The sequence below is a fragment of the Prosthecobacter sp. genome, from assembly GCF_044373815.1.
Classification (GTDB): Bacteria; Verrucomicrobiota; Verrucomicrobiia; order Verrucomicrobiales; family Verrucomicrobiaceae; genus Prosthecobacter.
In genome coordinates this window covers 1-20500 of the sequence record NZ_JBIPNG010000064.1, presented here as the reverse complement: position 1 = coordinate 20500, position 20500 = coordinate 1, and the positions used below count along the sequence as shown (strand labels likewise).

The window sequence follows — 20500 nt, the reverse complement described above, 5'->3', positions numbered from 1 at the left end:
GGGTGAGTTCACTCTGAGTGAGAGGAACATCACCGAACAGCCAGGGCTAACTTCTGAGCGAAATCATCCTGATGCCATCGCGGTGGGGGAGTTTCCCATCGACAGCTTTCCGATGCAGAAGCGGCAACCGGGGGACACGGTGGTGCTGGAGGGCTACCTGGGCATGCTGAAGAAGATCACGCGGCCGTATCAGATTCCGTATCGGATCATGATTCCGAAGAGGATCGACGGGCTCATTGTGCCGGTGCCTGCCAGCACGACGCATGTGGCGTTTTCCAGCATTCGGCTGGAGCCGACGTGGATGGCGCTGGGGCAGGCGGCTGGTGTGGCGGCGCATCTGGCGATCCAGCAGAGCGTGGAATTGCGCAAGGTGCCGGTAACGGAGATGCAGACGCTGCTAATGGAGCAGGGTGCAGTTTTGAGAGCTGAGTGATGTTACTTGGGAAGGCTCTCGATGAGGTGGGGCTTTCTGTTCCGCAGGAACAGGGCTACTTTACTGGACTTGGTAGCGAGTCATGTTGAATGCGACGCGCTGACAGACGGGCGGGCTGTCGCCACACCCATCCTACATTTCGCTTTGTGCCATGCGTTACTTTACGAAGTCAGTGAAGCCTGCCTCGGTGCGTTTGAGTTCGGCTTTCATGGCGGTGCGGAGCTGGGTGATGCGGTCTGCGTGGGAGGCTTCGCCGATGAGGTTTTTCAATTCTTCGGGGTCGTTTTTTAGATCGTAGAGTTCTTCGCCGGACCTGCCATCGAGGTAGTGGATGAGCTTGAACTGATCCTGCACGACGGCGCTGTACAAGGGTGCGCCCTGATCATTCTTCTGCTCCGCGCCGGTGAGGATGGTCTGGCTGACTTTGGCACCGTATTCGTTGCCCATGTGTTCGTAGTAGCAGGGGCTCGGCCATGCAGTGTCTGGCTTTTCAAGCAGGGGCATGAGATCGCGGCCATGGGTCTGCCAGGGCACTTTCACGCCGGTGATGGAGAGGAAGGTGGCGGCGAGGTCGGGGGCGTTGACAGAGGCGTTGCACACTTTGCCGATGGGGAAGCGTGAGGGCATGCTGAAGATGAGCGGCGAGCGGTAGTTCGCGTCATAAGGCGCGAGCTTGGTGCGGAAGCCGTGCTCGCCCATGGAGAAGCCTTGATCGGCGGTGTAGATGATGAGGGTGTTGTCATACTGACCGGACTCCTTGAGTGCGGCAATGAGCTGGCCGACGCCTTCATCGATGGCGGGCACGCATTCATTGACCTGGCGCACCCAGTCATCAAAGCGCTTGCCTTTCTTGCTCTCGCCAAAGGCTTCGCCTCCCTTTCCAGCCATGGGATGACCGTCGGGGCCTTTCGTCCATGCCTGCTTTTTATTGAGGTAATCGGGTTTGCCTTCGCGGGGCGGGAAGATGTCGGCGGGCACCGGGACTTCGGCATCCTTGTAGCTGCCTTTGTGGCGTTTGGCTGGGATGGACGGGCCGTGGACGCTGCCGTAGCATACCCAGAGGTACCAAGGCTTTGCCGCATCGCGGTTTTTGCCACGAATGTAGTCGAGTGACCACTGGGTGTAGTTGTCAGCAGGATAGCCTTCGATGGTCTGCTCCTTGCCATCGACACTCATGATTTGCGTCTCGTAGTATGCGCCGGCGTTTTCGGGATGCAGCGGGCGGTTCCAGACGATCTGATGATCCCAGTCGCGGCCCCAGCCGGTATCGGTGCCGGTGTGCCATTTGCCTATCTGTGCGGTGTGATAGCCCTGCTTGCGCATTTCTGCGGGAATGAAAGGGCATTGCTTGGGATCATAGGTGCTGCCGGGGTATTTGCCCTCCATGGACATGGACTCGATACCGTGAGGGAAGCGGCCAGTGAGCATGGTGGCGCGCGAGGGCATGCACCAGGAGCCAAGATAGGCGGCATGAAAGCGCACGCCGTTTTTCGCCAGCGCATCAATGTTGGGTGTCTTTACCCAAGGCCATGAGCCGGGGTAGCAGCCCACGGTTTTTGTGGACTGGTCATCGGCGTAGATGAAGAGGATGTTTGGGCGTTTCGCCTCCGCCGCGAAAACGTGAAACGCGAAGGTGCAGAGCAGGAGGGTGACAAAGGCTTGCATGATGCGCGATAAACGTCACACACCATGGCTTTGTAGCCGCAAAGCTTTCGAATTTGCTAGGCGGCTGTTCCTTGTGATGGAGGAGGCAGCTTGGCTGCAGGCGGGCGGGCCACTGCCGTGGGAGGCTTCATCATGGGCGGGGCCGGTGGTTTAGCCATGGGTTTCGAGACCGGTGCCGACGGCGGCCTGGCGAGAGGTTTCGTCGCGCCAGTGAAGGGAGGAGGAGGCGGAGACTTGCCAGCCGGCACTGCAGTCGGCTTCAGCTCTGAAACGACTGGCGGCATAACTGGAGGGTTAGAAGCCTGTACTGTCGGTGGGATGGTCCCCAGCCCTACCGGAGGCGTAGCAACGGGAATGACCGGTGGTTTGACCACGGGCAAGGCCGACGGCCGAATGATGGATGAAAGCACGGAAGACTGCGGCGGCCCTGGCTTAGTCTGCTTCGGCGCATGCATCTTTTGAATCATGTCCCAGAACCTGAGCTCACGCAGCAGCGGGTGTGAGCGCAGGGCTGCGAGCACGTTGTCCTTCGTTGCAGGCGGTTCGGTGGCGAACTGATCGTAGGAGCCTTCGCGCTGGGCGGCGAGCATGCTTCCGAGCGCTGCCAAGATGGCCGCTTCAGCCGCCGGAATGTGATGGAAGGTGTTTTTCGCCTTGAAGGCGTTGAGCAGTTCCATGGTGAGCTGGCCGGAAACTGGAGCGATGTCATTGCGCAGCAGCAGCGTGTCGCCTGTGGCTTCCTTGATCCGCTCCAGCACGGCGATGAAGCTGCCGCGCATGGAATCGCTGGTGACGATGCGCACCCGGCTGCCACCCCATTCGAACCAGCGGTCGGAGCCGTCGAAATTGTCGTAGGTCTTGCGAATGTCGCCTTCGCTGATCGTGACTGGCGGAGCCACCATGAGTTCGATCAGATCGCGTGTCCGTTCACCAAGGTCGATGGCGCTGGGTGAAATGGTTTCCGCCTTGGCTGCCGCCACGGCCTGAAGGAGGAGAGCATCCACTTTCTCCGCGAGACTTGTCTTGGAGACTGCCAGGACGGCGGCAGGGGGAGGCAGAGCTGTTGGCTGCGGCGCTGCCGGCACTGGTATGGCCGCGACTGCGGGGGCCTCTTTTGGAGCCTCGATCACAGCAGCGGCCACAGGGATCACTGGGGCAGCGACTGGCAGCGAAGGCACCGGAGGGAGCTCTGGCTGCGCAGCAACTACGGCAACGATTTCGGGTGGCAGTGCCGACTGCGTGGTGCGCATGGCATAGACTTCGGCGGCTGCGGCCAGGAGATGACGCGGGAAGATAGCACCACCGGCGGTGAGCCGGGCGACGTCTTCTTCCAGCAGCGGATGAATGGCTGAGGTGATGCCGTCTTTTTGACGCTGCTCCATGAGAGCGGGAGTTTCGAGACGGCAATTGAGCAGGAGGCGCTTCTGCTCATTGGCGATCGGCAGCATGTCGACAACTGGCAGACGGAAGCCCAAAGGAGCATTCGAATCGGGAACACCGACACGCCCGCGAAGGGCCTGAGAAAGTGCAACGTCCCAGGCGGCGAAACGTTCCACCACGAGACCGATGAGCACGACCCAGTTTTCACTTTGATCGATCAGTGCAAAGAGAAGCCGCTGCATTTCATCAAGCTGGGGCTGGGTGACGACGAGGTCGAGCTGGTCGAGGACCAAGACCACGGGCGAGCCCGCCTGAGAGGCCAGTTTGCCAAAAAGCTGGATGACGACAGCCATCTCCGAGCGTGCCAGCGGCTCTGGAACACCGAGGTATTTAAGCTCGTTTTCTGTGAGGTAGGCAGCACCGGAAAGCCACTGGGCAGCGAGGTGTTCCTTGTCATCACGCAGCACATTGAGCAGGCAGCGCAGGACGCTGCGGGGAACCATCGGATGTTCGGCTTCCAGAAGCTGCACCGCCTGATGGATCATCTCCTTGCGGGTCTCGAGGCTGATCCCCGCCCAGGCTTCGTGTAATTCAGGAAAGGTGAAATCCTGCTCCACCACCGGTTTGAGCAGCGCATAGGCGAGGAGACGCAACTGGCTATAAGGCGCCTCTTTGCCCTCCTTGCTGCGTGCTGGATGACGCAGACTGCCGACGAAGCGCGTGAGGATGAAATTTTCCAATGCCTCCGGCTGCAGCGGCGGATTGGGCGCATAGGCATAAAAAATACTGTCTGCACACTCACGCCGAAGCCGCGCAAAGAGGTGTGATTTGCCCGAGCCGCCAGCACCGCGCACAAAACGGACCTGGCTGCGGTGCTGAGCCCGCACCTGATCCACCGCGATGCGCAATGCGCCAAACGGGACGGAGTGAATGTAGGGCACATCCAGGAAGGAGGCTGCATTCCACAGATCGTTTTCACCCACACTGGTGGACATGAAGGGATTCAGGTCAGCATAGGAGGGCATGGTCTGGGGAGTGAGTTTAGGATTCAGAAAAAAAGTGGAGCTGGATCAGGAAATCCAGCACCAGGAGTAACCGGGCGGGCCGAGGGACATTGGAACAAGCAGGGCACGTTCATGATCCGGGAGGTCTTGCGGCCTTTCGCAAGGTTCTAGCAGGAGGTGCCCATTGATGTAAAGCGTCTCAATCAAATTTCGTAAAACTTGACTATCAGCCACCCCTCCGCGTTCTGCCGCCCAGGCCTGATAACGGGCGAAGGTCTGGGGGATGGGGATCATGACCGAGGAAGAGCGGATGCGGTCAAGATCATACCAAGCGCGCAGATCGGCCGCTTCTGGAGCGCAGATGGTTTCGACGGGTGGTGCGGACGGCGCCGCGTCCAGCCACGCGATCAGATCATCCAAGCTGGCAGGTGACGTGCGGACGGCATTCACCCTCAGGAGGACTTTCTGCAAGGAACGCCTCAGCGTGGCATCCAGCAGTGCGGAAGGCTGCGGTTTGTGAGCAAATACCAGCGGATTGGCCCCCGGGAGCACAAAGGCAGCGCCGGCGGCGACGAGACGGTCCAGCGCTGGCTCAAAGCAAGGCTGCAGTCCGGCCGAGAGTTTGGCTTTCAACTTCACGACCTGCTGCTCTTTGCCGGCCGCATGCACCCAGTGTTTCAAGAACGCTTCAGTAGCAGTTTCCAAGCTGTGGGGCGTATAGAGAGGCAGGGGCTTGCTGCGAGTGCCTGCGGCAATGCAGTTCAACGCGCCCGAGGCCGACAATGCTTCCAAGACTGCGGCCACGGCTTTGGGAGTGGCTGCCCGCCCGACCGCTGGCTTCACGAGCTTGACGATCTCCGCAGCTTTCAGCGGGAGTTCGCTGCGGCTCAAGGCCTCCTGGATGGCGTGTTCGAGTGTCATGGCAGTTCAGCGGTGGATGGCGTCTACCTGGCGGTTCAACCAGTGTGTCACATCTTTCACCACCTCTTCATGCTGCACATCATGGAGCAGCAGATGGTAGGAACGCGTGTACCAGAGCAGTTTTTTATCCCTGCTGCGGATCTGGGCAAACAGGGCCTGGATCTGATCTGCCGAAGACAGCACATCATTCGGTGATGCAACAAAGAGCACCGGCATTTTCAAACGATGGGCTGATTCAGTGTTTGCATCCAGCATGCCGCCAATGATTGAGAGCAGGCGCAACGAGAAGGCGCTGACGTGGTGGGGCGTGACCGCCATCTGACCTCCATGGGTGGAGTTCGAAGTAACTTTAATCTTCGACTCATCCACGCCTGCCAGTTCGCCGAGCGTGTATCGTGAGCGCGGAGTGAGCTTGGCTGCCGTGTCGAGCAGGAAACGCTTGAAACCGCTCAAAGTCGTGCGCAACCCGGCCACCGGAGATGCGAGGATGATCCCATCGGGATCAGACCAATTTCCGAGCAGATCCGCCGCTGTGTGCAGGGCAATGAGGCTGCCCAGGCTCTCTCCATACCAAAACACCGGTGTCTTGGGATGCCTGCGCTTTACGAGCGCGTGAAACGTCGCCAGATCACGCTGCCAGGCACTGGCTTTCGAAATGTCGCCACGCTCAGCCACCACAGGATCATTCCCCTGCCCGCGCAAATCGTACGCATAGACCGCATAACCCTGCAGTGGCAGTTGTTCGCCCAGATACCAGAAATCCGACTTTGCGCCGCTCAAGCCGTGAATGGTGATCACCACTCCGCGTGGTGTGACACCGGCAGGCACCGACCACGATTTCCACGGCATGGTTTTGCCATCGTAGCTCACCCAGTCCTCGGCGCAGAGCACACCGCGACCTGCGGCTATTTTTTTCACCGAGGCACACCCGGACAAGACGGTGATCACCATCAGCACAAGCAGGCACTGGAGGAGCGTGGTGTTCATCGTTTAATCTAGGACCGCCAGTGCTGACTCCACGAATTTCACCTGCACCCGCACCCGAGTATCGAAATCAAACTCCGAAGGTGATTCAAATGTCAGCGTCACGGGACAGCCGCGCACATGGAGTTCAATGGCTTCTGGCATTCCGGGCAGATGCGTCGGAAGCGTGCGACGCCGTATCACACCACGGTTTGCCCGCTGACCATCGATGTTTTTTCGCGGATCAGGTGCTATTACACGAGCGCAGCGCTCGATGATTTCATGACCCACCGTTTGCCGTGCGTGATTGAGTTCATAGAGGTAGATTCCCTGTCCGTCGTAATCCTCATGCAGGCAGAGTCCAAAACGCATCGCGTGCCCAGTGATCCACTGCTGCCAGGGGCCGCAGATCTCATCTGACGCATCGTGAAAGCGACGATTGATGTCCAAAACGCGATGATCCGCCCGAGTATTGAGCGTGAGTCCCACCGGATTGAGACAAGGGGCGATCAAGAAAGATCCGCGTTTCAATTCGTTCACGTGCTTCTCGGCCCAGGTGAGCAGGCCCCAGGCTGAACCCGCTTCATCGCCATGGACTCCGGTGGAAAGATAGACCGCAGGCTCTCCTGACTGTGCTGACGCAGATTCGAGCACGATCACGGGCATATCACCCACCTTGCACAAAATTTTGACTCGGCAGCCAGCGGTGCGCGCGAGCACGCGCCAGCGCTGGATGAGATGCTGTGCGTCATGCGCACGATGGTTAGGGAGCAACTTCACAGCTTGAGAATGGCTGATCCTGCTCATTCGTCATTCTGAATTCGCCGTTCATCCCTTTTTCTTCTTTCCCTTCCCCTGCTTTGCCGGGGGTGCCTCTTTGGTGCGGCCTTCGTTTCTTGCCACCTCTTCCGGCTCGGGAATCCGCCCCTGATCGTGCGTCTGCTCGATCCATGCATTGAGCACCGAACTCAAGCGCTCGCGTGCGGACAGGTGCTCTGGCAGGTTGGATTTTGCGAGGTTGTTGATCTCAAAGGGGTCCGCCTGCAAATCGTAGAGCTCTTCCTCCGGCATTGTCGGGGCGGCCAGCACGGTCTGCGCCGGTGTCAGCTTGTCCTGAGCGGCGAGTTCTTTGATCAGATTCCAGACCGGATACTGCTTTTCCTTGTAGGCGTTGTGTTGGAGGAAGGGACGGTCCGGGGTGAAGTTCCGGATGTAGCGGTAGCGTGCGTCCCGCACGGTGCGGAAACGGAAGACCGTCATGTCACAGCGATCCCGGGCACCGAAGACATACTCGCGTGGTGCTTCCGCGTGGGTGCCCATGAAGACCTGTCCCTGCATGCCCTGCGGTTTCGCTATGCCGGCCCATGAGAGCGATGTGGCGGTGAGATCGATGGACATGAGGAGGCGGTCGCTGACTTTGCCTGCCTCGTAGCCAGTGGGCGCAGTGATACCGGAGGGCCAGCTCATGATGAGCGGTGTGTTAAGACCTTCCTCGTAGCAGAACTGCTTGGCGCGAACGTGTGCAGCGCCATGATCGCCAAGGAAGCAGATAATGGTGTTTTCCATGAGGCCGTCGCGTTGAAGGAGTTCCATCACTTTGCCGATCTTGCGATCCAGCTCGGTGGCAGCATCAAGATACTGCGCCATGTCTTTGCGGGTGACTTCGTGGTCAGGGTAATAGGGCGGGATCTCCACCTTGGCAGGGTCTGCATGGGGTGGACCGTGGAAGGTGCGGTGGGTCTCCTGAAAATTGAGCTGCGCGTAGAAGGGCTGATGCTGCTTGAGGTCATCCCAGTTGGATGAGTCGAAGGACTTGGTGGGTTCTTGGAAATTCCAATCGGTCTTGCCGCTGCCTTTGAATCCGGCTTCGGGTGGAAGCTCCTTCACGTTAGCAGTGAAGTAGCCGGCCTCGCGCATGCGCTCGCTGATCACCTTCACGCCTTCGGGTAGAGTGAAGCCGTCATCGCGATGGGAGCGGTGATTGTGTGCGCCGATGGTGGTCTGATACATGCCGGTGTTGAAGGCCGAGCGGCTGGCGGAGCAGACAGGGGCGGTGGCGTAGTAGCGGGTGAAGCGCATGCCCTTTGCCGCCAGAGCGTCGAGCACTGGTGAGGAGACCTCCTTGGTGCCGTAGCAGCCGAGATGCGGGCCGAAATCCTCGGCAATGAGCCAGAGGATGTTGGGGCGCTTTTCCTCGGCATGGAGGGTGGCGACCAAGCAGAGGCTGAAAAGGCAAAGAAAACGGATCATGCGCACAGCATGACGAATAATTCCGCTCCGACGCAAGAAAGTATTTTTATCAAGCTCCGGCTCATCCCCCCTGACGCGAACCTTTATTGCATCATTTTCTGCGCCTTGGAGATGATACGCTCCTCAAGTGTGTCCGCAAACTTCTCTGGATGCAGCGGGTTGGACCAGTACATGAGCGAACGAAAGGCCTCATAGCCGCCTTCCAACAGTACGCGTCTGCTCGGAATGTAGGCGAGGATGTCGTTGCTGTAGCCTGCGACCCACAATGCTCCGGGCCCCTTGAACTCGTGCTTCAGGCGCAAGGAATAATCCACACAAGTCTCACCGCTGAGCGCCACGAAGGTCAGATCATGACCGAAGTGCACCACCTGAAGCGGGTAGTCGTAGTGGTCGCGCAGTCCGGTGTTCTTGATCGCATACAATCGCTTTTCATCCCACTTGCGCTGATAGACCTCGTAGCCTTTTTCATAGCCTTCACCCGTGTTCAGCCGTTTTTCGATCTGCTTCGCCGTCGGAATCGACTGATAATCAAGCCGCGTCGTCTGCCAGTCAATGCGCAGCGGGCCATGGATCGGTTTCGGCTTTGCATCCAACGCCGCCTCCACCGCCGTGGCGAGGCTTTGCCCGTGGCGGAGGCTGAAGACCGGACTGAAACGTGGATACGCGTTCTGATCACCACCGCAGCCCATCATGAACAATGCGATGGTGCCTGGATGTGCCTCCTCGATCAACTGCTGCGCATGACCTGCATAGTCACCGTGCCATTGCTTGATGCTCATCGAAGTGTTGTGGCAGGCGTAGCCAAACACGATGGCACTCAGCTTGCCAGCCGCCGTTTGAACCGTAAGCACCGGCACATCATGATCCACCACGCCCTCGGGATTCGGGCTGTTTAAGTAGGGATCGCCCGCCGGCTTGTCACTCTTGAGCCTGCGGTTCATCGCAAAACCGCAACGCGCATGGCCATAACTGACCGTCGCCGGTTCCACCTGCTGCAAGGCCTCGCCGATGATGCCGATGATCCTGTCCTTCAGCCATGCGTTGTAGCGCAGGCAGCGCTCCTTGCGAAGAGGATCGGTGAAGCTCATGAATTCCAGCTCCGTGTAACGCAGCTCCGGACCGCAATGCGTGTGCGAGCAGTTCAACAACAGCGCCTTCTCAGGAAGACCAAACCTGACCTTCACCGCCTCCGCCACGGCCTCTCGGAGCTGAGCTGTCACCTCCACCAGATCTAGCGTGACCATCACGAAGCGCTCGCCCTGCGCGTCCTGAAGCGCCAGAGCCTTCGCATGGAGTTCCATCGCTGTCCCCTCTGCAGGAACCTCACGGTTCGCGAATCCGGCGAGATACATCGGCTCTGTCGGTGTGATGATCGTCTTGGCGGCTGCCGCTTTCCATTCTGGCGTCTGTGCCGAGGTCTGTAGAACGAATGCAAACGCGAAGGCCAGGATCGGGAAAAGCGGTTTCATGATCGGAGTCATACGCGCCGACGAGTCGGGATATGCCAATCCGATTTTTGAATGACCTTGATTCACTTCTGATGAAGCCAGGGGAGGCCTTGGCTGAGCCACTACTCCCGCTTGCTCAGCAGATATTTGAGCAGCTCCAGGGCCTTGCGCTCGGGCATGGATTCGAGAAGGCCGGGGGGCATGAGGGACACGGGCATCTTCTGGCGGTCTTTGAGATCGGATTTGGAGATGATGACGAACTCGGTAACAGTGCGGGCGGTGATGGCTGTGTCCGTTTCCTGCTCGATGACGCCGGAGATGACGCTGCCGTCTTTCTTGGTGAGGACGTGGAGCTGGAAGTTATCACCGACGACGGCATTGGGGTCGATGATGTTTTCGAGGAAGTAATCGAGGCCGTTGCGCCATGACCCGGCGAGATCGGGGCCGAGCTTGCCGCCGACGCCGCCCATGGCATGGCACACAGCGCAGACCTGCTTGAAGGTTTCCTCGCCCGACTTGGCGTTGAAGGCCCAGAGGGGTGCGGATTGATAGGCCTTCTTCATTTTGGCGATGCTGGCTTTGGCGGCTTCGCTGGAGTCGTTTACTTTGCCCCAGGTGGCATCGAGGAGGGTGTTGACCTCGGTGTCGTTCAAATTGCGCATCTGGCGAATTTGCAACGAGCTGAGGTGCTTCTTGTCAAACGTGCCTGCCTTCACGGCAGCGAGGAGTGGCAGGGCAAGTTCGGGGCGGCTGGTAAGGGTTCCCAAGGCAGCGCTGCGGTCGGTGTCATTGAGCTTGGTGAAGCGGGCCATCAGAGCTGTAGCTGTTGAGGGATCGGTGGAGCGAGAGAGAAGCGGGATGACCGCGCTGGTGAAGTCGGGTTGATCGAGCAGTTTGGCGAAGATGGGTGTGGCCTCTTTATCGCTGACACGCTTCAGCAGATCGAAAGCGCTGCGGCGTTGGGGGAGAGGCTGTGTGGCATCGGCCAGAATGTTGCGCATTTTGGCGAGCACTGCTTTGTCACCAAAGAGGGCGGAGAGTTGATCTGCGGTGGCGCCGGGAAATTTGGCCTGTAGTTGCGGCCAGGCTTTTGGCATGACGGCTTTGGCTTCGTCCTTCATGCCGAAGGCGAGGATTTTGAGATCACGCTCGGTCTGGATCGTGGGGACCAGAGCTTCGCGGCCTGCGGGGGTCGTGGCGGCGAACCAGCGGATGGAATCGGCGAGGGATGGGAGTGGCGTTTTTGCTGCGAGGGCGAGGCCGCGGGGCCAGTCTTCTGCGATGACTCGGGCGAGGCCGAACCAGATCATTTTGGGCAGGAAGCGGTCATCTTTGTCTTCGCCGTGCATGGCGAGTGCGGAGGCGACTTTCCAGATGGTCTTGGTGTCCAGTTTTGGCAAGGCTGAAGCCAAGGCGAGGCGGACGGTGGGTGAGGGGTCGGTTTGAGCGAGCTTGAGCAGGGTGGCGGAGGTGACCTTGGGTTTGCCGGGTTCTTCAGTGGCGAGCTGGATGGCCCAGGAGCGGATGATGTCATGCTCATAGTTGGTCAATAAATTCAATTGCCGCTGATCAAGGGCTTTCGCGGCATGAAGCAGCCACATGAGTCTCAATGTAAGTTCAGGCTTGTTGTCGCGCTGTGAAATCATGGTCACTCCATTGGCAACCGCATCAAATGGCACGGGACGCTCTTGAATGAGTTTTCGGGCTGTTCTTGCATGCCAGTCGCTGATGCTCGTTTGCAATTTGAGAAGCTGATCATCACTCATCTTCCCCAAATCTACCTTCCCCGGCTTGTACGTCTCCTTCCAGGAGATGCGGTAGATGCGACCGTTGGTGCGGTCCCATTTTTCGTCTTCGGGATTGTGGCAGTGCTGGGTGTCGGTCCAGTCGATGACATAGACGGCACCGTCGGGGCCGGTTTGGAGATCGACGGGAATGTAGTCGGGTGCGGGGGTGTAAAGGAGATCGTAGCCGGCGTGGAAGGTCTCATAGCCGCTGCCGGTGCGGACCATGTGCTGCTGATTGATCTGATGGCCGTGGAGATTGTGGGTGAAGAGGTGATCGCGATAGATGGCGGGCCAGTTGTCACCGTTATAGATCAGGGTGCCGACGTGCGAGTGGCCGCCATAGACGGCGGTGGTGCCGGGTTTGCCTGCGCCGCCTTCACCGCTGTCGTAACGAGCTGAGGCTGGGAGGTAGTTTTGGAGGTCGGGCGCGAAGTCCGGTGCGGTGGCGGAGATGAAGGGGGCGTATTTGCTGTTTCCCTGATTCCAGAAGTGGCCGTTGCGGATGGCATTTGTGGTGCCGCCTTTGCCCCAGAAACTGCGGCAGTGCGTCATGAAGAAGTGGCCGTTGCTGTTGTAGTCGAGGCCCCACTGATTGCTGCCGCCGTGGCAGAAGATTTCGAATTCATGCCGCACCGGATGATAACGCCAGACACCGGCATTCAGGGTGGTGCGCTGGTCGTCCGCGGTGCCGGGTTTGCCGATGAGTGACTGGGTGAAGACGCCTTGATTGCCATAGAGCCAGCCGTCGGGGCCCCAGATGAAGCTGTTGAGGGTTTCGTGGGTGTCCTGGTAGCCCCAGCCGTCCAGAAGCACCTGCGGTTTGCCGGCTGCGTCGTTCGCATCTTTCGGAATGAACAACAAATTGGGTGCAGCGCCGACCCACACGCCGCCGAAACCGACTTCGATGCCGCTGACGAGGTTCAGGCCTTCGCAGAAGACTTTTTTGGTTTCGAATGTGCCATTGCCATCGGTGTCTTCGAAGATGCTGATGCGATCTTTCCCCTGCCCTTCCGGCTGGCGGTTTGGATAACTGAAGGCCTCTGCCACCCACATGCGGCCGCGTTCATCGAAGCAGAAGGCGATGGGCTGGCGCACGTCGGTCTCGGCGGCGATCAGCTCGACTTGAAAGCCGTCCTGCAATTTCATGCCTGCGACGAGTTTCTGGGCTGCTTCGTTTTTCACACTCGTTGGTTTTGCCGGATTCGGCAGCAGGTGCCAGAGGACGGGGCTTTCATCGCCACGCTTGGTGAGGTCATTGCTGATGCTCAAAGCTGCAGCCGCGAAAGTCGGCTTTTGATCGTGGAAGACGAAATCGTCGAAGTTCACATGGCCCCAGCCAGATTTGGATTGATCGACGATGCGGATGAAGATGCGTTTGCCGGCCACGCCTTCCAGATTCACGGCGACGCGCTTCATATTCTCCTGCTGGATGGCGCTGCTGCTTTGGATGACTTTGCCGGTGGCTTCCTCGACGATCTCGACGCGCTCTGTGTTTGCATCGGCTGCGGCTCCGAGAAGAAAGCTGGCCCAGGGATGAGTAGCGACGAAACTCGTGGAGGTGAGAGTGCCGGTGCCTTTGTCTCCACTGCGCTCATAGCCGCCAATCCAGAACTTGCCTGCGTGCTGGGAATTGCCGCGTTTGCGGATCGTGACGGTGTCACCTTCGATGGGTTGTTTTTCAAAGGCATCGCCTTCGGCTTTCCAGCCTGCGAGGGTGCCGGTTTCAAAGCCGAGGTTGAGTTCGGCGGGTGGTGGGATGGAGGGGAATTCGGTGGTGCTGACAGTTTGGACAGGAGTGCTCGAATCACTGCGCTGTGGCATCGCTGTTTTGCCGAGATGGGTGAGCTGGATGTTGCGGAACTGCACCTTGGCCGGGCCTGGGCCGCTGTGGAGCTGGAAGGCAATCTTGCCGCTCCACTCGGCGGCTTTGGCCTCGTGGTCATCGAGCACGCTCATGAGCACGTCATTCACTCGCACCTCGACATGGGATGCGGTGGCGGTGATCTGGTACTTGTTCCAGTCGTTGGCTTTGATCACGCCAGCCAAGCTCTTCGGCTCTGCAAACACGTCCGCCCAACGGCGGCCGTCCGGCGCGATGCTCACGCGTGAACCGCGCTCCACCAGCAACGCACGACCATGCTCGTCGTAGATGCGGCCCAGCCATACCGCGCCTTGATCGAGATCGGCCTGATAACCGCTCGCATGGCCTTCCGGGCTCTGCTGGCAGCGATACTGGATGCCGGAGTTTGCACTGGGACCACCGGTGATGCGGAACTCGATGGTAAGATCGAAGTCATGCACCTCGCCGTTCCAGAAAATCCACTCGTTGCCTTTGAGCTGCTGATTTGCCGGAATCTCACCGGTGATCGCGCCATCCTCCACCCGCCAGTGCTCTGCCTTGCCGGACCAATGTTCGAGTGTCTTGCCGTCAAAAATCGATTCAGCGCAAAGCGGCAGCGTGGCGAACAGGAGAACGCAGAGAGATTTCATGGCGGTTGGAGCGGGTTGGGAACCCTGCTTATACAACCACCGGCGTCAGCATGATACAGACATGATTTTGTCCGAATCGGACACGAAGGTCACTTCTTGAGCACTCCAGTCACGAATGTATCCAGGGCCTTGGTTGCGGGATCGTCGGGCAAGCCGAGGTCGTCGTTGAGTTTCACGTGACTGGTGTCTTTGGCACCGAAGACGGTGGTCGGCACTCCGGCCTCCTTCAGAGCATTGCCAAGGCGGGCGGCCTGCGCGCTTGTGTCTGGATGAGCGGACACGTGCAAGATGAGGAATGGCGGGATGCCTTTGCCTTTGGCCACATGGGTGACCGCGGAAAAGTCGATATGCTTTTCCGGAGTGCCTCCAAACTTTTCGCGGTGGCCATTTACCCGAGGTGGCAAATGGTGGACGCGGAGGCGTGTTTCTGCCGTCTCGATGATGGCGGGCACATCGTAGGTGTCGCCGTCCACCGGGACGCAGCCGATGAGGGAGTCGAACGCGGCTCCTTCTGCCTTCAAGTATCGGTCATCCGTGCAAATGATCGCCGCGAGCTGGGCGCCGGCCGAGTGACCGCCAACGAGAACACGTTTGGGATCGCCGCCGTATTCAGCGATGTGTTTCTCCATCCAGCCGAAGGATTTGGCGACATCACGGATGAGCGTGCCCATGTCCACTTCGGGCAGCAGGCGGTAATTGGTGGAGACAAACACAAAGCCTTTGTCCATGAACCACTGGGGTTTGAGCTTCACATGAGTTTTGTCTCCCTGCGTCCAGCCGCCGCCGTGGATCCAGAACACGACAGGCAAATTCTTCGCATTGGCAGGGGCGTAAATGTCGAGCGCGTGGCGTGCATGACCGTTTTCGACATAGGGAATGTCGCGTTTGATGTTCTGGGCCTGCAAGGACGATACGAGCATGCAGGCGATGAGGAGTGACAGAAGATGTTTCATAGTGGGAGGAATTGATAAGGATCGTCCGTGATCTCACTCTTGTTTCACGTCAGCGCCTTTTGCATCCAGGCGTTTCTTCTTCTCGTCCTCCCACGCTGTTCCGCGGGGCAGATAGCCGCCCATGCGTCCAAACTTGGCAGGATCCAGAAAGTCTGTCTTTTCCGTGGGTGAAAAGGCGAAGCGCTCGGTGGTGGTGCCGCGCACGCGCTGACGTGTGATGTTGAAGAACCAGGGATAGGTGCCAGCCGGTTTTCGGCCGGAGACGCCGTTGAGTGCATCCACGGCGGCCTGCATGTCTCCGGCCACGGGCAGGCGGATCTCGACACTCCAAAATCCCTCGCCCTGAAAAGCGGCGATCTCCGCGCCAGCGGACCATGCAGCCTTCGGAGCGCCAGCGTGATCCACATCCAGTACCAAGCCCTTGGGGTTCACGGCGATCCGATAAAACGCATGGGACTGTGTCTCGATGAGTAGCTGCACATGATCACCATCAAGGATGTCCGGATCATCCCGCTGACTGCCGGTGATGTTCAAATTTTTGAGATCGCGGTCGTCACAGCGGATGCTGAAATAGAGGGAGTTGTCGTGCCAGAAGAAGCCCATGCGGCTTTTGTCGCGCGCTGGCTTGCCGGTGGTGCAGTCCAGGAGATCGCCCTGCTGATAACCGGAGAGTTTTTTCCACACTTCTTCGTCAAGGCGACCGTCGATTTTGATCTTGGATCCATCACGGTCACTGACTCGCACGGCACGCGCATTTTCACGACCGGCACTGCGAAGCATCTGATCGCGTTTTGCGATCATCGGCTGGATGTAGTCTGCGATGAGGGCAATGCGTTTCGCATAGAGTGAACCTGACGGTGCTTTTGCCTGTGCCTTGGCCAGCAGTGCAAAAGTTTGCGTGATGCTTTCTGGAGAGCTTAGCATGTCCATCCATGAGGCTTCGCCATGGGATATGAAGGCCTTCATCTCCTCCTGCGCCGGACCGTACATGTCTGCGCAGTATTCATTGATCATGGAATCTACATCCAGGCTGGAGTCCCACCACAGGCGTGTGGTCACGTAGAGGTTGAGTGCGTTCACGCCGAATGCATCCAGGTCCTTCGCGCGATATACCTCGATGTAGTCGCCGAGTGATTTGCCTTTGAGCGCGCGCAGATCCTCCGCTATGGCGTGGGGAAAGTAGACCGGGATGAAGGCGAAGGCGCGCTCCTCGCGGGGGTGAAGATAGTAATCGTAGTCGCAGAACTGCGCACCTCCCGCAGGGATTTTCGCCAGCCAGTCGCGGCGCAGGTCGGCCATCCACTCGCGCTTTTCCTTTTCCTGAAAGGAGGAGCGGCTCTGCGCCACACATACGACGATGTTTGGGCTGAGCTTTTCGATTTTCAGAGGAGGCAGCACGTTGGCACCGTAGGCCATGCAGATGATCTTGCGGTCCGGGTGCGTCTTCATGAGCTCCTGAGCGACGCCGTTCATGTAGGCCCAGCCGTAGTCAGAGAAGCGGCCAAAGCCACCGCGCTCCGGTGTTTCTTTGCCTTTGCACAAATCGCATTCGCACATGGCGGTGTAACCGTCCGCAGGCATGACGGAGACGACGGGCATGTCCATCTTGTCGAACATGGCGCGCACGTATTTCACATTCTGCTCCATGAGGCCGGGGGAGGAGAGGCAGGGCTTGCCACGGTCCGCCATATCGCGTTTGCCATTTACCAGAGTGTAATACTCCGGGTGGGCTTGCATGACCTCCGGGCGCATGTGCACGTAGTTGGTGCCGTGAGCGATGTAACCCTGGCCGATGAGGTCCGGAGCCTGGTTCAGACCGAGTCGGAGCTGCCACAGTGCCTCCTCGCTTTTTCCACTGAAGCGTTTGCCGTATTGATACGGATAGCGCAGTGGAAAGTCAGGGCGCACTGTCTTGTCCACCACGGGCAGCAAAATGCTGGCGTGCATTGGGACGATCTCACCGATTTCGCCGGGCAGGTACCAACGCACACCGAGGCTGCGAAGGAATTCATGCACCGCATTGAGAGAGCCGCGCTCATCCTGCTCCCATACGTCCAGCTCCTTGTTCTGCTGTTTGTAGAGCTGGATCAAATTGGTGTCCATGCCCCACTTTTCGCCTGTCAGTGCATCCCACTCTTTCAGCACGCGCTCATTGTCCTTGGCGAAGCGCGGCCATGGCTCATGGGGAACGAAGTCGCGGTCGCGGCCCAGAAGAACGAGGTGCTTGTCACCAGAAATCATGCGAAAAGCCCCATGTTTCAAACCTTCATCGGTTATGCCGAGTTTGTCTGTGTGCGGGCTTTTGCCGAGATAAATTTCAACCACCAGACCACCGGCGGGTGTGGTGACGATGGGCAATTTGGCACCGCTGATCTTCTCCACGTAGGTTTGCAGATCATTCGCGGCGATCTTCACTGTACGCGCGGGTTTGTCGGCGATGACGATTTCCGCGAGGGGTTGGCCGTCTTTGACGAGAAAAGACTCAGCAGCTGTGGCTGCGATGGGCAGGAGTGCTGAGGCAAAGAGAAAATGGCGCAGGCGTTTCATGAAGCGACTCCATCAACGCGCTGGGAGGACGCTTCTACGGTCAATCTCGCATTCAATTGCGGCGCGACTGAGCGACTTTGGCGACATCGCGCAGGGCGATCACCTTGCAGCCTTCGGCTTTGAGGTGCTGCATGTAGCTCTCAAACTTTGCCGGGTCTGTGTTGACCCATGGATGTTTGATGTCGGGCACGCCGTGGAAGGTCATCACGGCAATTTTGCCATCTCGCGCCTGCGCCACGGCGGCCTTGAACTGCTCCAGCGTACTGTCGGGCTTGCCATCGAAGGCCTGTGGCAGGGTGAGCGGATCATCTTTGGTGGGATCAAAGGCCTGCGCCCCTCCAGCGCGCGCAAACTGGTAACCGCGCTCGCGCAGGAACTTCACCGCAGGCTCGCTGGTTTGATAACCGGGATAACAAAAGCTCACGGGTTTTGGGATGCTGTATTTTACGCACTGTTGCTCGATGTATTCGACATCCGCCGCCAGTTGCTCCGGCTTTTGCTTGGCCACACCGGCGTGTTTCCGGGTGTGGTTGCCGATCTCGAATCCTTCTGCGTTCAGTGCCTGAATCTGCTCCCAGGTCATGTAGTGCTCCTTGTCCACGAGGAACTCGAAGCCCTCGGTGATGAAGAAGGTCGCTCCGAATCCATGCTTTTTGAGCAGCGGCGCCACGAAGGTGGCGTGGCTAGCCACGGAGTCGTCAAAGGTAAGCACCACCAGACGCTCTGTGGCGGGTTCGACGGCGATGGAGCGCCAGGCAAACGTGACGGTGAGCAGGAGTGCAGCGATGGCCATGTGGACGGGCTTCATGGTGGATCACTTCACTTTCCAAATTTTCACGTCGTCGATCCATACAGTGTTCGGCACCAGGAAGCTGAACCAGCGTTTCATCGGATGGGCGTAGCCTTCCGAGTGATGACTGGCGAGCACTTTGCCATCGAGGCTGAGGCGCATTTCATCGCCTTCGGTGACGAGGACGAGTTCATGCCATTCGTGATCGGCCTTCCATGGGACGACGACCTTCTTGGAGTTGAGCATGGCTTCGAAGTCAGCGGGCAGCTTTTCTTTGCGGGCCAGGTAGTCATCGCGCTTCTTTTTGACCTCCAGATTCATGACGCCGGTTTTGTGATCGATCAGCGTGATGCTGCTCTGACTCAGAATGCCGTAGCAGAGATGCCCGGCGTGAACGCCTTTCAATTCGCGGTCCACGTAGCCAAGCTGAAGTGATTCACTTTTGGAGAGGCCGGGGAAACGAAAGCGGACCACCGCGCCGCCGTCGGTGAATCCAGCCTCGTGATGAATGTGTGCGGCATGTCCCGCCTCTTTGGAGGCACTGGCGATTTTCAGGATGCCGTCATCAAGATCAGCCATCTTGATCTGCGGCACACGGTCTGCCGTGGCGCTGTTCCAGCCATTGCCGATGGCTTTGGCGAGATTCCCGTCCTCTTCACGCTCGAAGGCGTCATGGAAGATCATCTGGCCTTTTTCACGCAGCCATGCGGCGTCATCACGGGATGCGGCAGTATCGGCGGCTTGAAAGGCTGACAGAGGGGCCAGCAGCAGGGTGGTGAAAAGAAATGCCTTCATGCTTACTTCGGTGCTTTCACGCCTTTGGCCTTGTCGGCTGCTTCCTTGGCTTTCTTTTCAGCGGCAGCTTTGGCTTTCGCCTCAGCGGCTTTTTGCGCCGCCATGATGCCAGCGGCTTCAAGCGGCGGCCAGGAGGCTTTGGCTTTGTCGAGTTCAGCGGCATTGAGACCGAGAGCCTGCAACACGCCGACGGCCATGAGCTTGTTGCCTTCCACATTCATGTGGACGCCATCGCTGGTGAGCACTTTCACGTTTGGCTTGTTCTCGGCCTTGATGCGCTCCTGAAAAATTGCGTTCAGATCTGCGAGCGGGATTTTCTTATCTTTCGCGAGTTCACGGAGGAAGGCATTGTAAGGTGCAATCAGGCCGTTCTCTTTGCTGTCGAGATTTTCCTGAATCACGGTCGCCGTGAGCATGACAGGCTTCACACCTGCGGCCTGCGCCTGGTCGATGATCGCGGTGATGTTCTTCTTGTAGGTGCCGCGGGTGGAAACCTTGTCATCGTAGGTGCCGCTCTTCGCCATGGCATCATCGAGGGGCACGCCACGTGGTCCGTGCCAGACGTCGTTCACGCCGCAGCTGAGTGTCATCCATTGTGGCTTTTTGCTCAGAACGTCTTTGTCCAGACGTGCGAGCATTTGATCGGATTTATGACCGCTGATCCCTGCGGGCACAGGTTCGGCTTTGATGCCATTGGCTTCCAACCCGGCGATCACCAGCCGCACATAGCCTGAGGGACTGCCCCAGCCGCCTGCGGTGATGGAGTCACCGAGGAAAGCGATTTTCTCACCGCTTTTCACAGCGATTTCTGCCTTGCCTAGGTTGGGAACGAGAAGGGCGGCAGCGAGGACGGGAAGAAGACGGATATGAGTATAAAGCATGGTGGTTGGAGATGGCTTGCTGAGTACAACAGGCTAACGCAGCGCTGCCAGCATCCTTTCTCCCGGTTTCACTCCATGCTCAGATTGAGACTCAAGGTTTGAAGACAGCGATTTCCTTCGCTGTGGCGACATCCCAAGCGCGGACAAATCCGTCTTGGTCGCCGCCGAGAACCACATCTCCGGACTTGGTGGT

14 protein-coding genes are annotated in these 20500 nt (G+C 58.6%); 1 reads left to right on the top strand and 13 read right to left on the bottom strand.

Annotated elements, in window-relative coordinates:
• The coding region (locus ACIREA_RS08040) for an FAD-dependent oxidoreductase (protein ID WP_397381743.1) at positions 1-433 on the top strand (433 nt) is incomplete at its 5' end.
• Positions 434-589: 156 nt separating this feature from the next.
• On the opposite strand, the gene ACIREA_RS08035 is transcribed toward ACIREA_RS08040, so the two are convergent.
• The 13 genes from ACIREA_RS08035 to ACIREA_RS07975 all read right to left on the bottom strand — a co-directional run bounded on the left by ACIREA_RS08035 (position 590) and on the right by ACIREA_RS07975 (position 20307).
• The gene (locus ACIREA_RS08035) at positions 590-2098 is read right to left on the bottom strand and encodes a sulfatase-like hydrolase/transferase (RefSeq protein WP_397381742.1); all 1509 of its coding nucleotides are present in this window, start codon (positions 2096-2098) and stop codon (positions 590-592) included.
• Positions 2099-2154: 56 nt separating this feature from the next.
• On the bottom strand, positions 2155-4503 hold the full coding sequence (locus ACIREA_RS08030; protein ID WP_397381741.1) for a hypothetical protein: 2349 nt from the start codon (positions 4501-4503) through the stop codon (positions 2155-2157).
• Between the two features lie 45 nt (positions 4504-4548).
• On the bottom strand, positions 4549-5403 hold the full coding sequence (locus ACIREA_RS08025; protein ID WP_397381740.1) for a hypothetical protein: 855 nt from the start codon (positions 5401-5403) through the stop codon (positions 4549-4551).
• Positions 5404-5409: 6 nt separating this feature from the next.
• A complete protein-coding gene (locus ACIREA_RS08020) occupies positions 5410-6390 on the bottom strand; it encodes an alpha/beta fold hydrolase (RefSeq protein WP_397381739.1) in 981 nt (326 codons plus the stop codon).
• Positions 6391-6393: 3 nt separating this feature from the next.
• A complete protein-coding gene (locus ACIREA_RS08015; RefSeq protein WP_397381738.1) occupies positions 6394-7146 on the bottom strand; it encodes a M14 family metallocarboxypeptidase in 753 nt (250 codons plus the stop codon).
• Between the two features lie 48 nt (positions 7147-7194).
• Complete coding sequence (locus ACIREA_RS08010; RefSeq protein WP_397381737.1) at positions 7195-8616, bottom strand: sulfatase; 1422 nt, start codon at positions 8614-8616, stop codon at positions 7195-7197.
• 83 nt (positions 8617-8699) lie between these two features.
• Positions 8700-10085, bottom strand: a complete 1386-nt coding sequence (locus ACIREA_RS08005; protein WP_397381736.1) for a neutral/alkaline non-lysosomal ceramidase N-terminal domain-containing protein — start codon at positions 10083-10085, stop codon at positions 8700-8702.
• A gap of 101 nt (positions 10086-10186) precedes the next feature.
• Complete coding sequence (locus ACIREA_RS08000; protein WP_397381735.1) at positions 10187-14341, bottom strand: PVC-type heme-binding CxxCH protein; 4155 nt, start codon at positions 14339-14341, stop codon at positions 10187-10189.
• 89 nt (positions 14342-14430) lie between these two features.
• Complete coding sequence (locus ACIREA_RS07995; protein ID WP_397381734.1) at positions 14431-15294, bottom strand: alpha/beta hydrolase; 864 nt, start codon at positions 15292-15294, stop codon at positions 14431-14433.
• 33 nt (positions 15295-15327) lie between these two features.
• Positions 15328-17841 carry a DUF4838 domain-containing protein gene (locus ACIREA_RS07990; RefSeq protein WP_397381733.1) on the bottom strand — a complete coding sequence of 838 codons (2514 nt, stop codon included), beginning with the start codon at positions 17839-17841 and terminating at the stop codon, positions 15328-15330.
• Positions 17842-17893: 52 nt separating this feature from the next.
• Positions 17894-18649 (bottom strand): polysaccharide deacetylase family protein, encoded by a 756-nt coding sequence (locus tag ACIREA_RS07985; protein WP_397381732.1) that lies wholly within the window; start codon positions 18647-18649, stop codon positions 17894-17896.
• A 6-nt stretch (positions 18650-18655) separates the two neighbouring features.
• The gene (locus ACIREA_RS07980; protein WP_397381731.1) at positions 18656-19426 is read right to left on the bottom strand and encodes a hypothetical protein; all 771 of its coding nucleotides are present in this window, start codon (positions 19424-19426) and stop codon (positions 18656-18658) included.
• Between the two features lie 2 nt (positions 19427-19428).
• Positions 19429-20307: an SGNH/GDSL hydrolase family protein gene (locus ACIREA_RS07975; protein ID WP_397381730.1), complete on the bottom strand. Its 879-nt coding sequence runs from the start codon at positions 20305-20307 to the stop codon at positions 19429-19431.
• Positions 20308-20500: the final 193 nt, after the last annotated feature.